A 15,634-nucleotide genomic window follows, 5' to 3' on the forward strand; every position below is an offset into this window, starting at 1 on the left:
GAGCGTGTCACTGATCGCTTCCGACCAATTCCGCATCGTTGTCGGCCTCGGCAAGAGCGGCATGTCCCTGGTTCGCTTCCTGGCGAACCAGGGCATTGCCTTTGCGGTCGCCGACACCCGCGAGCAACCACCGGAACTGGAAACCCTGCGCCGTGAGTACCCGCAGGTGGAAGTGCGCTGTGGCGAGCTGGACGTGGACTTCCTGTGCCGCGCCAACGAGTTGTATGTGAGCCCAGGTCTTGCGCTGTCGACCCCGGCGCTGCAGCAGGCGGCCGCGCGTGGCGTGAAATTGTCGGGTGACATCGAGCTGTTCGCTCGCCACGCCAAGGCGCCGATCGTCGCGATCAGTGGTTCCAACGCCAAGAGCACCGTGACTACCCTGGTCGGCGAGATGGCGGCCAAGGCAGGAAAGCGAGTGGCAGTAGGCGGCAACCTCGGCACGCCGGCGCTGGATCTGCTCGCTGATGATGTCGAGCTGTACGTCCTGGAGTTGTCGAGCTTCCAGCTGGAAACCACCGACCAGCTCAACGCCGAAGTGGCCACGGTACTGAACATCAGCGAAGACCACATGGACCGCTACAGCGGGCTGCCGGCCTATCACTTGGCCAAGCACCGTATTTTCCGCGGCGCCCGTCAGGTCGTGGTAAACCGCCAGGATGCGCTGAGCCGCCCGCTGCCGATCGAAGGTCGCCCCTGCTGGACGTTCGGTCTCAATGCGCCTGACTTCAAGGCATTTGGCCTGCGCGAAGTCGACGGCGAGAAATACCTGGCCTTCGAGTTCCAGGCCTTGATGCCGGTGCGCGAGCTGAAGGTCCGTGGATCGCACAACCAGAGCAATGCCCTGGCTGCCCTGGCCCTTGGCCATGCTGCTGGCCTGCCGTTCGAGCCCATGCTCGAAGCCCTGCGTGAATTTGGTGGCCTGGCCCACCGCTGCCAATGGGTACGCGAGCGCAACGGGGTGAACTGGTACGACGATTCCAAGGCCACGAACGTGGGGGCGGCCCTGGCGGCCATCGAGGGCCTGGGGGCCGACATCGACGGCAAGCTGGTGCTGATCGCGGGTGGCGACGGCAAGGGTGCCGATTTCTCTGCCCTGCGCGAACCGGTAGCGCAGTACTGCCGCGCCGTGGTGCTGCTGGGCCGTGATGCCGAGCGCTTGGCCGAGGCTTTGGGTGATGGCGTGCAGTTGGTGCGGGTCAAGACGCTGGACGAGGCCGTGCACCAATGTGCCGAACTGGCCCGGTCCGGTGACGCCGTCTTGCTGTCGCCTGCCTGCGCCAGCCTCGATATGTTCAAGAACTTCGAAGAACGCGGGCGCCTGTTCGCCCAGGCGGCGGGAGGGCTTGCATGATCTTCGGCATCCTCAAGCCATACCCGTCGCCGCTGATCAGCGGACGTGGCATCGACCTCGATTTCCCGCTGCTGGCCGGGTGCCTGGCGCTGCTCGGCCTGGGCCTGGTGATGATCACCTCGGCTTCCTCGGAAGTGGCTGCGGTGCAGTCCGGCAATCCGCTTTATCACATGTTCCGCCACCTGGTTTACGTGGTCCTGGGGCTGGTGGCGTGTGGGGCGACCATGATGGTGCCTATCGCTACCTGGCAACGCATGGGCTTCATGATGCTGCTTGGCGCCTTCGGCCTGCTGGTACTGGTGCTGGTGCCAGGTATCGGTCGCGAAGTGAACGGTTCCATGCGCTGGATCGGCTTCAGTTTCTTCAACGTCCAGCCTTCGGAAATCGCCAAGGTGTTCGTGGTCATCTACCTGGCCGGCTACCTGGTAAGGCGGCAGACCGAGGTGCGCGAGACCTGGATGGGCTTCTTCAAGCCCTTCATCGTCCTGCTGCCCATGGCCGCGTTGCTGCTGATGGAGCCGGACTTCGGCGCCACCGTGGTCATGATGGGCGCAGCGGCGGCCATGCTGTTCCTCGGCGGGGTGGGGCTGTTCCGTTTCAGCTTGATGGTGGTGCTGGCGGTAGTGGCGGTGTTCGTGCTGGTGCAGGCACAGCCGTACCGGATGGCCCGTCTGATCACCTTCACCGATCCGTGGTCCGATCAGTTCGGTTCCGGCTACCAGTTGACCCAGGCGCTGATCGCCTTCGGCCGTGGCGAGTGGCTGGGCGTGGGGCTGGGCAACAGCGTGCAGAAGCAGTTCTACCTGCCCGAAGCGCATACCGACTTCGTGTTCTCGGTCCTGGCCGAGGAGCTGGGCGTCGTCGGTTCGCTGGCGACCATCGCTCTGTTCGTGTTCGTCACCGTGCGCGCCCTCTACATCGGCTTGTGGGCCGAGAAAGCCAAGCAGTTCTTCGCCGCCTACATGGCGTTCGGTCTGGCCTTCCTGTGGATCGGCCAGTTCCTGATCAATATCGGGGTGAACGTCGGTCTGTTGCCGACCAAGGGCCTCACCTTGCCGTTCCTCAGCTACGGAGGCAGCTCGCTGGTGATCTGCTGCGCCTGCGTGGGGTTGTTGCTGCGCATCGAGTGGGAAAGCCGCACGCACCTGGGTAGCGAGGAACATGAATTCAAGGAAAGCGATTTTGCCGAGGAGACCAGCCATGGCCGCTAACGGCAAAAACGTACTGATCATGGCGGGTGGCACCGGCGGGCATGTATTCCCGGCCCTGGCCTGCGCCCGTGAATTCCAGGCTCGCGGTTACAGCGTGCACTGGCTGGGCACGCCGCGCGGCATCGAAAACGAACTGGTGCCACAGGCCGGTCTGCCACTGCACCTGATCCAGGTCAGCGGCCTGCGCGGCAAGGGCAAGCTGTCGTTGCTCAAGGCACCGTTCACGTTGATCAAGGCTGTGCTTCAGGCACGCCGTATCATTCGGCAGCTCAAGCCGGTATGCGTGCTGGGCTTCGGTGGCTACGTGACCGGCCCGGGCGGTGTCGCTGCGCGTCTGTGCGGCATACCGTTGGTCATTCACGAGCAGAACGCCCGCGCCGGCACTGCCAACCGCCTGCTGGTACCGCTGTCGGCACGCGTTTGCGAAGCGTTTCCGAACACCTTCGAGGCCAGCGACAAACGTCGCACCACGGGTAACCCCGTGCGCCCTGAGCTGTTCATGGACGCTCAGCGTGCGCCTTTGGCCGAGCGCCGGGCCCGCCTGTTGGTCATGGGGGGCAGCCTGGGTGCGGAACCCTTGAACAAATTGTTGCCTAAGGCCCTGTCCGAGGTGCCCGCGAACCTGCGGCCCGAGGTATTCCACCAGGCCGGCAAGCAGCACGCGCCGATCACCGCCGAGCGTTACCGCGAGGCTGGGGTCCAGGCTCAGGTCGAACCGTTCATCAAGGACATGGCCCAAGCCTATGCCTGGGCCGATATCGTGGTCTGCCGGGCCGGTGCCCTGACCGTCAGCGAACTCGCGGCGGCTGGCCTGCCTTCGATGCTGGTGCCCTTGCCCCATGCCATCGACGATCACCAGACCCATAACGCCCAATACCTGTCTCGGGAAGGCGCGGCCTTCCTGATGCCACAAGCGACAACTGGCGCAGCGCAGCTCGCTGAACGCCTGAACGAGGTGCTGATGCAACCCGAGAAACTCAACACCATGGCCAGCACCGCACGGAGCCTGGCCAAACCTGCTGCAACCAGCACCGTGGTCGACATCTGCCTGGAGGTGGCACATGGTTGAAAGCCAGAAAGCCATGCCCCAGCCGAAAATGGGTCGGATCAACCGTATTCACTTCGTCGGTATCGGCGGTGTGGGCATGTGCGGTATTGCCGAAGTGCTGCTCAACCTGGGCTACCAGGTGTCCGGTTCCGACCTGAAGGCCTCGCCAGTTACCGAGCGCCTGGAATCGTTCGGTGCCCAGATCTTCGTCGGCCACCGTGCCGAGAACGCCGCCAATGCCGACGTGCTGGTCGTGTCCAGCGCCATCAATCCGGCCAACCCGGAAGTCGCCACCGCACTGGAGCGCCGCATTCCAGTGGTGCCGCGCGCTGAGATGCTTGCCGAGCTGATGCGCTATCGCCACGGCGTAGCGGTTGCCGGTACCCACGGCAAGACCACCACCACCAGTCTGCTGGCCTCGGTGTTCGCCGCGGGTGGCCTGGACCCGACCTTCGTCATCGGCGGGCGCCTGACGGCGGCCGGGACCAACGCGCAGTTGGGCACCAGCCGTTACCTGATCGCCGAAGCCGATGAAAGCGATGCCAGCTTCCTGCACCTGCAGCCGATGGTCGCGGTAGTCACCAACATCGACGCCGACCACATGGCCACCTATGAAGGCGACTTCAACAAGCTGAAGAAAACCTTCGTGGAGTTCCTGCACAACCTGCCGTTCTACGGCCTGGCCGTGATGTGCCTGGACGACCCGGTAGTGCGCGAGATCCTGCCGCAGGTCAAGCGCCCGACGGTCACCTACGGTTTCAGCGAAGAGGCCGACGTGCGCGCCATCAACGTGCGCCAGCAGGGCATGCAGACCCACTTCACCGTGCTGCGCCGCGACCGCGAGCCGCTGGATGTGTCGGTGAACATGCCCGGTAACCACAACGTGTTGAACGCCTTGGCCACCATCGCCATCGCCACTGACGAAGGCATCAGCGACGAAGCCATCGTCCAGGGCTTGTCCGGCTTCCAGGGCGTGGGGCGGCGCTTCCAGGTCTACGGCGAGCTGCCAGTCGAAGGCGGCAGCGTGATGCTGGTCGACGACTACGGTCACCACCCGACCGAAGTGGCTGCGGTCATCAAGGCCGTACGTGGCGGCTGGCCAAGCCGTCGACTGGTGATCGTCTACCAGCCGCACCGCTACAGCCGTACCCGTGACCTGTACGACGACTTCGTGCAGGTGCTCGGCGACGCCAACGTGCTGCTGTTGATGGAAGTCTACCCGGCCGGCGAAGAGCCGATTCCGGGTGCCGACAGCCGTCAGCTCTGCCACAGCATCCGTCAGCGCGGCAAGCTCGACCCCATCTATATCGAACGTGGCGTGGAACTCGCGCCGTTGGTCCAGCCGCTGCTGCGCGCCGGCGACATCCTGCTGTGCCAGGGTGCCGGTGATGTCGGCGGTCTGGCCCCGCAATTGATGAAAAGCCCGCTGTTCGCTGGCGCCAAGCAGGAGAAGTCGAAATGACCAGCGCCTACGACAAGCTGCATTCCACCCTCGACGTCAAGGCATTCGGTCGTGTCGCCGTGCTGTACGGCGGCAAGAGCGCCGAGCGCGAGGTGTCGCTGAAGTCTGGCGCCGCCGTGATCGATGCGCTGACCACTGCCGGTGTGGACGTGGTAGGCATCGATGTGGGTGATGACCTGCTGGCCCGCCTGCAGAGCGAGAAGATCGACCGCGCCTTCATCATTCTCCACGGCCGTGGCGGTGAAGACGGCAGCATGCAAGGCCTGCTCGAGTGCCTGGGCATCCCTTACACCGGTAGCGGGATCCTGGCGTCTGCCCTGGCCATGGACAAGCTGCGCACCAAGCAGGTGTGGCAGAGCCTGGGCATTCCGACCCCGCGCCACGCCGTGCTGGCCAGCGAGAGCGATTGTGTTGCCGCCGGTGCGGAACTGGGCTTCCCGTTGATCGTCAAACCGGCCCATGAAGGTTCAAGTATCGGCATGGCGAAGGTGAACAGCGTGCAAGAGCTGGTCGCCGCCTGGAAGGACGCCGCCAAGTACGATTCGCAAGTTCTGGTCGAGCAATGGATTCACGGCCCGGAGTTCACCATCGCAGTGTTGCGCGGCCAGGTGCTGCCTCCGATTGCGCTGGGCACCCCGCACGTGTTCTACGACTACGACGCCAAGTACATTGCCAATGACACCCAGTACCGCATTCCGTGCGGCCTGGACAGTGCCAAGGAAAAGGAACTGATCGACCTGACCGCGCGCGCCTGCGATGCCATCGGCATCGAAGGCTGGGGGCGGCTGGACGTGATGCAGGACGAGCAGGGCCGGTTCTGGCTGCTCGAAGTCAACACCGCACCCGGCATGACCGACCATAGCCTGGTGCCCATGGCGGCGCGCGCGGCCGGCCTGGACTTCCAGCAACTGGTGCTGGCGATCCTGGCTGAAAGCGTCGTGACGCGAGGTTAAGAGCCATGCAAGGCGCGATGATACGTCAGCAGCAACCCGTTACCGGCCGTAGCAAGCCGGTGCCGCGTGGTGCCAGCCGACTGGTGGCCGACGAGCCCGTATCGGCGCGCCTGCCTCGGCCAAGCCTCGGTGGTCTCAAGCGCCTGCTGTGGCCCGTGCTGCTGGTGGCGGCGGGCTTTGGTGCCTACGAAGGCGCCATTCGCCTCATGCCTTACGCCGACCGGCCGATCACCAAGATCGCCGTACAAGGCGACCTGAGCTACATCAGCCAGCAGGCGGTGCAGCAACGGATCGCGCCGTACGTGGCGTCGAGCTTCTTCAGCGTCGACCTAACGGCGATGCGCGCAGAGCTCGAGCAGATGCCATGGATCGCCCATGCCGAGGTTCGCCGGGTATGGCCGGACGAGGTGGTGATTCGCCTTGAGGAACAGTTGCCGGTTGCGCGCTGGGGGGACGAAGCCTTGCTCAACAACCAAGGTCAGGCCTTCACCCCGCGCGAGTTGGCCAACTACGAGCACCTGCCGCAGCTGTTCGGGCCGCAGCGCGCTCAGCAACAAGTCATGCAGCAGTATCAGGTATTGAGCCAGATGCTGCGCCCCCTGGGCTTTTCCATCGCTCGCCTGGAGCTGCGCGAGCGGGGCAGCTGGTTCCTGACCACAGGCGCGGGTAGCGCCGGGTCGGGTGTCGAGCTGCTGTTGGGGCGCGATCACCTGGTGGAGAAGATGCGCCGTTTCATTGCCATTTACGACAAGACACTCAAAGAGCAGATCACCAACATCGCCCGCATTGATCTGCGTTATTCCAACGGACTTGCCGTTGGTTGGCGGGAACCGATTGCACCGACGACGGCCCAACCCGCCGTTGCGAAGAATTAGAGAGAGGCAGGACCATGGCAAACGCGCATAGCGGCAAAATGATCGTCGGGCTGGACATCGGCACCTCCAAGGTGGTGGCGCTGGTGGGTGAAGTGGCCGAAGACGGCACCCTGGAAATCGTGGGTATCGGCACCCATCCGTCCCGTGGCCTGAAGAAAGGCGTGGTGGTGAACATCGAGTCCACCGTGCAGTCGATCCAGCGCGCGGTGGAAGAAGCGCAGCTGATGGCCGGTTGCCGCATCCACTCCGCATTCGTCGGCGTGGCCGGCAACCATATCCGCAGCCTGAACTCCCACGGTATCGTCGCCATTCGCGATCGCGAAGTGAGTCTCGCCGACCTTGAGCGGGTACTCGACGCTGCCCAGGCCGTGGCCATTCCGGCCGATCAGCGTGTGCTGCACACCCTGCCGCAGGACTACGTGATCGATAACCAGGAAGGCGTGCGCGAGCCGCTGGGCATGTCCGGCGTTCGTCTGGAAGCCAAGGTCCACGTGGTCACCTGCGCAGTCAATGCGGCACAGAACATCGAGAAGTGCGTGCGCCGCTGTGGCCTGGAAATTGACGACATCATCCTCGAGCAACTGGCCTCGGCCTACTCGGTGCTGACCGACGACGAGAAAGAGCTGGGCGTGTGCCTGGTAGACATCGGTGGTGGCACGACCGATATCGCCATCTTCACCGAAGGCGCCATCCGCCACACCGCGGTGATCCCGATCGCGGGCGACCAGGTGACCAACGACATCGCCATGGCCCTGCGCACGCCCACCCAGTACGCCGAGGAAATCAAGATCCGTTACGCCTGCGCCCTGGCCAAGCTGGCCGGCGCTGGCGAGACCATCAAGGTGCCAAGCGTGGGCGACCGTCCTCCGCGCGAGCTGTCGCGTCAGGCCCTGGCCGAGGTGGTGGAGCCGCGTTACGACGAGCTCTTCACCCTGATCCAGGCCGAGCTGCGTCGCAGCGGCTACGAGGACCTGGTGCCAGCCGGCATCGTCCTTACCGGTGGCACCGCGAAGATGGAAGGTGCCGTGGAACTGGCCGAAGAAATCTTCCACATGCCGGTACGCCTTGGCGTACCGCACAGCGTTCGGGGACTGAGCGACGTGGTGCGCAACCCGATCTATTCCACTGGCGTGGGCTTGCTCACCTATGGCCTGCAGAAGCAGACCGAGGACTTGCCCCTGACCGGTAACAGCAGCAGCAACAGCTATGGCGATGAACCGAAGGCCCCAGTGCTTGAGCGCTTCAAGCGGTGGGTCCAGGGCAACTTCTAAGTTTCAAAGCAGTAGTGGTAGGCGCGACAACTAGAGAACTGTAAGGAGAGGGAAAATGTTCGAGCTCGTAGACAACGTCCCGCAAAGTCCGGTCATCAAGGTGATCGGCGTTGGCGGTGGCGGCGGCAACGCCGTCAACCACATGGTGAAGAGCAACATCGAAGGCGTCGAGTTCATCTGCGCCAACACCGATGCTCAAGCGCTGAAAAACATCGGCGCGCGCACCATCCTGCAACTGGGTACCGGTGTGACCAAAGGCCTGGGTGCCGGTGCCAATCCGGAAGTCGGTCGTCAGGCCGCGCTGGAAGACCGTGAGCGTATCGCCGAGGTGCTGCAGGGCACCAACATGGTGTTCATCACCACTGGCATGGGGGGTGGTACCGGTACCGGTGCGGCGCCGATCATCGCCGAAGTGGCCAAGGAAATGGGCATTCTCACCGTTGCCGTGGTGACCCGTCCGTTCCCGTTCGAGGGCCGCAAGCGCATGCAGATCGCCGATGAAGGCATCCGTATGCTGGCGGAAAGCGTTGACTCGCTGATCACCATCCCTAACGAAAAACTGCTGACCATCCTGGGCAAGGATGCCAGCCTGCTGTCTGCCTTCGCCAAGGCAGACGACGTGCTGGCCGGCGCCGTTCGCGGTATTTCCGACATCATCAAGCGTCCGGGCATGATCAACGTCGACTTCGCCGACGTGCGTACCGTGATGGGCGAGATGGGCATGGCGATGATGGGCACTGGCTGCGCCAGCGGTCCGAACCGTGCTCGCGAGGCGACCGAGGCAGCCATCCGCAACCCGCTGCTCGAAGACGTCAACCTGCAGGGCGCTCGCGGTATCCTGGTCAACATCACCGCAGGTCCCGACCTGTCGCTGGGCGAATACTCCGATGTGGGTAGCATCATCGAAGCCTTCGCCTCCGACCACGCGATGGTCAAGGTCGGTACCGTTATCGACCCGGACATGCGCGACGAGCTGCACGTCACCGTGGTCGCCACTGGCCTGGGCGCTCGTATCGAGAAGCCGGTCAAGGTGGTGGACAACACCCTGCAGACCGCCCAGCAGGTATACGAGTCGTCCAACCCTGCGCCTGCGCGTCAGGAGCAGCCAGCGGTCAACTACCGTGACCTGGAGCGTCCGACCGTGATGCGCAACCAGGCCCATGCAGGTGCCGCCGCGGCAGCTAAACTCAACCCACAGGATGATCTGGACTACCTTGATATTCCGGCATTCCTGCGTCGTCAGGCTGATTAATGGAATTTATCAGGGGTATAGGGGTGATTGGTGTTCAGCAAAGGCCGGGTCTGTTATCATCCCCAGCCTTTGTTGATACCTGTTCGCAATTTGCGCTGAAGCGGCCAATGCCATGATTAAACAACGCACCCTGAAGAATACCATCCGTGCCACAGGTGTCGGTCTGCACTCCGGGGAGAAGGTCTACCTGACCCTCAAGCCTGCGCCTGTTGACACCGGCATCGTCTTCCGTCGCGCCGACCTCGACCCTGTGGTCGAAATCCCGGCGCGCGCGGCCAACGTCGGTGAGACAACCATGTCGACGACGCTGGTCAACGGTGACGTCAAGGTCGATACGGTCGAGCACCTGCTCTCCGCCATGGCGGGCCTGGGCATCGATAACGCCTACGTCGAGCTCTCCGCCTCGGAAGTGCCGATCATGGATGGCAGCGCCGGTCCCTTCGTATTCCTGATTCAGTCTGCTGGCCTGGAAGAACAGGACGCAGCCAAGAAGTTCATCCGTATCCTGCGCGAAGTGACAGTGGAGGAGGGCGACAAGCGCGCTACCTTCCTGCCGTTCGACGGGTTCAAGGTGAGCTTCGAGATCGACTTCGACCACCCGGTGCTGCGCAACCGGACCCAAAGTGCCAGCGTCGACTTCTCCAGCACGTCGTTCGTGAAGGAAGTCAGCCGCGCCCGTACCTTTGGTTTCATGCGTGACATCGAGTACCTGCGCAAGCACAACCTCGCGTTGGGCGGCAGTGTCGAGAACGCCATCGTTGTCGACGAAGACGGCGTGCTGAACGAAGACGGCCTTCGCTATGAAGACGAATTCGTCAAGCACAAGATCCTCGATGCCATCGGCGACCTTTACCTGCTGGGCAACAGCCTGATCGGCGAGTTTAAGGGCTTCAAGTCCGGACACGCGCTGAACAACCAGCTGCTGCGCAAGCTCATTGCTGAAAAAGATGCCTGGGAAGTGGTCACTTTCGAAGATGCCAGTACGGCACCGATCTCGTACATGCGCCCTGTTGCGGCCGTGTAAGTTCGAACACTCTCTAGTTCATTGAGGCCACCTTCGGGTGGCCTTTTTATTGCCTGGATCGTGTGGTGTCGGGAGGAAGGGCTCCCACCTCTGTTTCGGGCCAGTCATGCCTGCGGGATGCGCGCGCGACCGCTTCGGCGCCTGGCACGTTATCGCGCGCATCTTCGGTAGAAGCGAGCCTTGCTCGCGATGCGCCTGGCTACTTCTCTCGGGCGTGCGCGGCCAGTCGTTCCAGTGCGGCGCGCAACTTGGGGTCAGCAATGCCCTCGGCGGTGTCACGCAAGCTCTCGGCCGCCGTGCTCGACAGCTCGATGGCATGTCCGCCACGCTTGGCAGGCACCAGCGGCGGCTGCACCTTGAACAGGATACGGGAGAGGTTGCCGAACGCTTCCATGGCCTGTAGCTGGCGCATCAGGCGCTTTTGCTGATAGCGCAGGCGTGTAGCCCAATGACCGTCGGTCACCACCAGTAACAGCGTGCCGTCGCGCCACGATGCCACATGGCAGTGCTCGCGGGCGGCTGGTTGCAGCTGGCTTTCCAGTAGGCGCTGCAAGTGCTCCAGGCGCTCGGCCTGGTTCAGTAACAAGCGCAGCGGGCGGTTCTGGCGCAACAGGGCAGAGGGCGGCTGGGCGGGAGTGGGTTTGTAGGCCATGGGGTACGCACGCGGTTACAAGATCGGCAGTCTAACATTTCCGGCACCCTGGCTGGCCTCATCGCCGGCTGGCCGGCAATACGTCGGTGCAGACCCTGCGGGATACGAGTCATTCGCGATACGTTTCATGAACACAAGGGTTGAACTCAGTGAAAATGACCCTATCTTAGAAACGCCCCCGCCAAAGCGCTGTGCCAGCATCGTGGAAATCCACCACTTTCCTCACCATCGTTTCCGGGTAGAATGCTCGTTCGCATGCGGCCTCAGGGCTGCACGGGCGACTCATGGGGCCGCCCTCCATCCCTACGTGTGGAAGATCCTGCCGATATGTTTGCGCCTTTGTTAAAGAAACTTTTTGGAAGCAAGAACGAGCGTGAAGTCAAACGCATGCTCAAGACGGTGAACATCGTCAATGCTCTCGAAGAGAAGATGGTGGCCCTCTCCGACGAGCAGCTGCGGGGCAAGACCGCAGAGTTCAAGGAGCGCCTGGCCAAAGGCGAGACACTGGACCAATTGCTGCCCGAGGCCTTCGCCGTTGCCCGTGAGGCCGGCAAGCGAGTCATGGGCATGCGTCACTTCGATGTGCAGCTGATCGGCGGCATGACCCTGCACGAGGGTATGATCGCAGAAATGCGCACCGGCGAAGGCAAGACCTTGGTCGGTACCCTGGCCGTCTATCTCAATGCATTGTCCGGCAAGGGCGTGCATGTCGTGACCGTCAACGACTACCTGGCCCGCCGTGACGCCAACTGGATGCGTCCGCTGTACGAATTCCTCGGCCTGACCGTTGGCATCGTATCGGCCTTCCAGCCGCCGGAAGAGAAGCGCGCCGCCTACGCCGCCGACATCACCTACGGCACCAACAACGAATTCGGTTTCGACTACCTGCGCGACAACATGGCCTTCAGCCAGGAAGAGAAGTTCCAGCGTGAACTGAACTTCGCCGTGATCGACGAAGTCGACTCGATCCTCATCGACGAAGCCCGTACCCCGCTGATCATCTCTGGCCAGGCCGAAGACAGCTCGAAGCTGTACATCGAGATCAACCGCCTGATCCCGCGCTTGAAGCAGCACATCGAAGAGGTCGAAGGTCAGGTCACCCAGGAAGGCCACTTCACCATCGACGAGAAGAGCCGCCAGGTCGAACTCAACGAGGCCGGTCACCAGTACATCGAAGAGATGCTGACCCAGGCCGGTCTGCTGGCCGAGGGCGAAAGCCTCTACTCGGCGCACAACCTGGGCCTGCTGACCCACGTCTACGCCGGCCTGCGTGCGCACAAGCTGTTCCACCGCAACGTCGAGTACATCGTCCAGGACGGCCAGGTCCTGCTGATCGACGAGCACACCGGCCGTACCATGCCAGGCCGCCGTCTGTCCGAGGGCCTGCACCAGGCCATCGAGGCGAAGGAAAACCTGAACATCCAGGCCGAAAGCCAGACGCTGGCTTCGACCACCTTCCAGAACTACTTCCGTCTCTACACCAAGCTGTCCGGCATGACCGGTACCGCCGATACCGAAGCGTTCGAATTCGCCCAGATCTACGCCCTCAACGTGATGGTCATTCCGCCTAACAAGCCGCTGGCGCGCAAGGACTTCAACGACCTGGTCTACCTGACCGCGGACGAAAAATATGCCGCGATCATCGCTGACATCAAAGAGAGCCTGAGTCATGGCCGTCCGGTACTGGTAGGTACCGCGACCATCGAAACGTCCGAGCACATGTCGAACCTTCTGAAGAAGGAAGGTATCGACCACAAGGTACTGAACGCCAAGTACCACGAGAAGGAAGCCGAGATCATCGCCCAGGCCGGCGCGCCAGGTGCGCTGACCATCGCCACCAACATGGCCGGTCGCGGTACCGACATCCTGCTGGGCGGCAACTGGGAGGCCGAAGTGGCGGCCTTGGAGAACCCGACCGCCGAGCAGATCGCCCAGATCAAGGCGGATTGGCAGAAACGTCACCAGCAAGTGATCGAGGCTGGCGGCCTGCACGTCATCGCTTCCGAGCGTCACGAATCCCGCCGTATCGACAACCAGCTGCGCGGCCGTTCCGGTCGTCAGGGCGACCCGGGTTCGAGCCGCTTCTACCTGTCGCTGGAAGACAGCCTGATGCGTATCTTCGCCTCCGACCGGGTGAAGAACTTCATGAAGGCCCTGGGCATGCAGTCCGGCGAGGCTATCGAACACCGCATGGTGACCAACGCCATCGAGAAAGCCCAGCGCAAGGTCGAAGGCCGCAACTTCGACATCCGCAAGCAGTTGCTCGAATACGACGACGTGGCCAACGAGCAGCGCAAGGTGATCTACCACATGCGCAACAGCCTGCTGGCCGCCGAGAACATTGGCGATACCATCGAAGAGTTCCGCAAGGAAGTCCTGGATGCCACCATCAGCCAGCACATTCCACCGCAGTCGCTGCCTGAGCAGTGGGACGTGGCCGGTCTGGAAGCGTCGCTGGCCAGTGATTTCGCCATGAAGCTGCCGATCCAGCAGTGGCTCGACGAGGACGATCACCTCTACGAGGAGACCCTGCGCGAGAAGCTGCTGAACGAGATCACCCGCGCCTACACCGAGAAGGAAGACCAGGCCGGCATCGAGGCCCTGCGCACCTTCGAGAAGCAGATCCTGCTGCGCGTGCTGGACGACCTGTGGAAAGACCACCTGTCGACCATGGACCACCTGCGTCACGGTATTCACCTGCGTGGTTACGCGCAAAAGAACCCGAAGCAGGAGTACAAGCGCGAATCGTTCACCCTGTTCCAGGAACTGCTCGAGTCGATCAAGCGCGACACCATTCGTGTGCTGTCCCACGTTCAGGTGCGTCGCGAAGATCCAGCCGAAGAGGAAGCCCGTCTGCGTCGCGAGGCCGAGGAGCTGGCCAGCCGCATGCAGTTCCAGCACGCCGCTGCCCCTGGTCTTGAAGCCGAGCAGCAGAGCGAGGAGGGCGCCGAAGTGGCCGTGGCTGCCGCGCCGGTGCGCAACGAGCAGAAGCTGGGCCGCAACGAGCCGTGCTGGTGTGGTTCGGGCAAGAAGTTCAAGCATTGCCATGGTCAGATCGAGTGATCTGACCTGAGGGGCCGCTCTGCGGCCCTATCGCGACACAAGGCCGCTCCCACAGGTACTGCGCCCAGCTCATCGGCGGCGTGGTATCCGGTGGGAGCGGCTTTGTGTCACGAAGGGGGCGCCAAGCGGCCCCGCTCTACACATTGTTCTCAAACCCTATTTCTAGGAGCGCTCTAATGGCTGTTGGTCTTGGTCCTTTGCCCACCTTGCACCCGGTTCCGGGTTTCGAACTCGGTATTGCATCCGCGGGCATCAAGCGTCCCGGGCGCAAGGATGTGGTGGTCATGCGCTGTGCCGAAGGCTCCAGCGTCGCAGGTGTGTTCACCCTCAATGCCTTCTGCGCAGCGCCGGTGATCCTGTCCAAGCAGCGTGTGCAGGGCACCGTGCGCTACTTGCTGACCAACACCGGCAACGCCAACGCCGGTACCGGCGCTCCTGGTCTGGCCGCTGCCGAGCGTACCTGCGCCAAGCTGGCGGAACTTGCCGGCGTACCTGCCGAATCGGTACTGCCGTTCTCTACCGGTGTCATCGGTGAGCCGCTGCCGGTAGAGAAGATCGAAGGCGCCCTGCAGGCCGCCCTGGACAACCTGTCGGAAAACAACTGGGCTGAAGCCGCCACCGGCATCATGACCACCGACACCCTGCCCAAAGGCGCCAGCCGTCAGTTCCAGCACGATGGCGTGACCGTCACCGTGACCGGCATCAGCAAGGGCGCGGGCATGATCCGTCCGAACATGGCCACCATGCTCGGTTATATCGCCACCGACGCCAAGGTCGCACCGGCGGTGCTCAAGGACCTGATGCTCGATGGCGCCAACAAGTCGTTCAACCGCATCACCATCGACGGCGACACCTCGACCAACGATTGCTGCATGCTCATCGCCACCGGCAAGGCCAACCTGCCGGAGGTCACCCAAGCCAGCGGTGCGCTGTTCAAAGCCCTGAAAAAGGCGGTGTTCGAGGTGTGCATGGAAGTGGCTCAGGCCATCGTCCGTGATGGCGAAGGCGCTACCAAGTTCGTCACCGTTCAGGTCAATGGCGGCGGCAACCACCAGGAGTGTCTGGACGTCGGTTACGCCGTGGCCCACTCGCCGCTGATCAAGACCGCGCTGTTCGCGTCCGACCCGAACTGGGGCCGTATTCTGGCTGCAGTGGGCCGCGCCGGTGTGCCGGAACTGGATGTCAGCCTGATCGACGTGTACCTGGACAACGTCTGCATTGCCAGCAAAGGCGGCCGCAGCCCAAGTTACACCGAAGACCAGGGTGCCAAGGTGATGGCCCAGGAGGAAATCACCATTCGCATCGAGCTGGGCCGTGGCCAGTGCAGCGAAACCATCTGGACCACCGACCTGTCCCACGAGTACGTGAAGATCAACGCCGAATACCGTACCTGATACAAGGTCCTGTTCGCCGGTAAGTCAGCTCCTGCAGGTGCAATGTCCACAGGAGCCGGCTTGCCGTGGTGCCGAACC

12 protein-coding genes are annotated in these 15,634 nt (G+C 63.0%); 11 read left to right on the plus strand and 1 reads right to left on the minus strand.

Annotated features, from left to right (window positions below; all coding sequences use genetic code 11):
• The first annotated feature begins 4 nt into the window (after positions 1 to 4).
• The 9 genes from murD (at position 5) to lpxC (ending at position 10,447) form a co-directional block, all read left to right on the plus strand.
• A complete protein-coding gene (gene murD / locus H620_RS0122520) occupies positions 5 to 1,351 on the plus strand; it encodes a UDP-N-acetylmuramoyl-L-alanine--D-glutamate ligase (RefSeq protein WP_023378831.1) in 1,347 nt (448 codons plus the stop codon).
• On the plus strand, positions 1,348 to 2,562 hold the full coding sequence (gene ftsW / locus H620_RS0122525; protein WP_023378832.1) for a putative lipid II flippase FtsW: 1,215 nt from the start codon (positions 1,348 to 1,350) through the stop codon (positions 2,560 to 2,562). The genes murD and ftsW overlap by 4 nt, the downstream gene beginning before the upstream one ends.
• On the plus strand, positions 2,552 to 3,631 hold the full coding sequence (gene murG / locus H620_RS0122530; RefSeq protein WP_023378833.1) for an undecaprenyldiphospho-muramoylpentapeptide beta-N-acetylglucosaminyltransferase: 1,080 nt from the start codon (positions 2,552 to 2,554) through the stop codon (positions 3,629 to 3,631). The genes ftsW and murG overlap by 11 nt, the downstream gene beginning before the upstream one ends.
• Positions 3,624 to 5,072: a UDP-N-acetylmuramate--L-alanine ligase gene (murC, locus tag H620_RS0122535; RefSeq protein ID WP_023378834.1), complete on the plus strand. Its 1,449-nt coding sequence runs from the start codon at positions 3,624 to 3,626 to the stop codon at positions 5,070 to 5,072. The genes murG and murC overlap by 8 nt, the downstream gene beginning before the upstream one ends.
• Positions 5,069 to 6,025, plus strand: coding sequence for a D-alanine--D-alanine ligase (locus tag H620_RS0122540; RefSeq protein ID WP_023378835.1), 957 nt, complete (start codon positions 5,069 to 5,071; stop codon positions 6,023 to 6,025). The genes murC and H620_RS0122540 overlap by 4 nt, the downstream gene beginning before the upstream one ends.
• A 5-nt stretch (positions 6,026 to 6,030) precedes the next feature.
• Positions 6,031 to 6,900: a cell division protein FtsQ/DivIB gene (locus H620_RS0122545; RefSeq protein ID WP_023378836.1), complete on the plus strand. Its 870-nt coding sequence runs from the start codon at positions 6,031 to 6,033 to the stop codon at positions 6,898 to 6,900.
• A gap of 14 nt (positions 6,901 to 6,914) precedes the next feature.
• On the plus strand, positions 6,915 to 8,171 hold the full coding sequence (gene ftsA, locus H620_RS0122550) for a cell division protein FtsA (RefSeq protein WP_023378837.1): 1,257 nt from the start codon (positions 6,915 to 6,917) through the stop codon (positions 8,169 to 8,171).
• A 55-nt stretch (positions 8,172 to 8,226) separates the two neighbouring features.
• Positions 8,227 to 9,423, plus strand: a complete 1,197-nt coding sequence (gene ftsZ, locus H620_RS0122555) for a cell division protein FtsZ (protein WP_023378838.1) — start codon at positions 8,227 to 8,229, stop codon at positions 9,421 to 9,423.
• A 112-nt stretch (positions 9,424 to 9,535) separates the two neighbouring features.
• The gene (lpxC, locus tag H620_RS0122560; RefSeq protein WP_023378839.1) at positions 9,536 to 10,447 is read left to right on the plus strand and encodes a UDP-3-O-acyl-N-acetylglucosamine deacetylase; all 912 of its coding nucleotides are present in this window, start codon (positions 9,536 to 9,538) and stop codon (positions 10,445 to 10,447) included.
• Between the two features lie 199 nt (positions 10,448 to 10,646).
• Here the strand turns inward: lpxC and H620_RS0122565 are convergent, their stop codons facing one another.
• Entirely contained in the window at positions 10,647 to 11,099 is a 453-nt protein-coding gene (locus H620_RS0122565; protein ID WP_023378840.1) for a DUF721 domain-containing protein, read from the minus strand.
• Positions 11,100 to 11,426: 327 nt separating this feature from the next.
• On the opposite strand from H620_RS0122565, the gene secA reads away from it, so the two are divergent.
• Together secA and argJ are read left to right on the plus strand one after the other, a co-directional pair.
• A complete protein-coding gene (gene secA / locus H620_RS0122570) occupies positions 11,427 to 14,162 on the plus strand; it encodes a preprotein translocase subunit SecA (RefSeq protein ID WP_027908084.1) in 2,736 nt (911 codons plus the stop codon).
• 176 nt (positions 14,163 to 14,338) lie between these two features.
• Positions 14,339 to 15,556: a bifunctional glutamate N-acetyltransferase/amino-acid acetyltransferase ArgJ gene (argJ, locus tag H620_RS0122575; protein ID WP_027908085.1), complete on the plus strand. Its 1,218-nt coding sequence runs from the start codon at positions 14,339 to 14,341 to the stop codon at positions 15,554 to 15,556.
• The last annotated feature ends 78 nt before the right edge of the window (positions 15,557 to 15,634 follow it).

Origin of the sequence: Pseudomonas taiwanensis DSM 21245 (assembly GCF_000425785.1) — a bacterium.
In the GTDB taxonomy this organism is placed as follows: domain Bacteria; phylum Pseudomonadota; class Gammaproteobacteria; order Pseudomonadales; family Pseudomonadaceae; genus Aquipseudomonas; species Aquipseudomonas taiwanensis.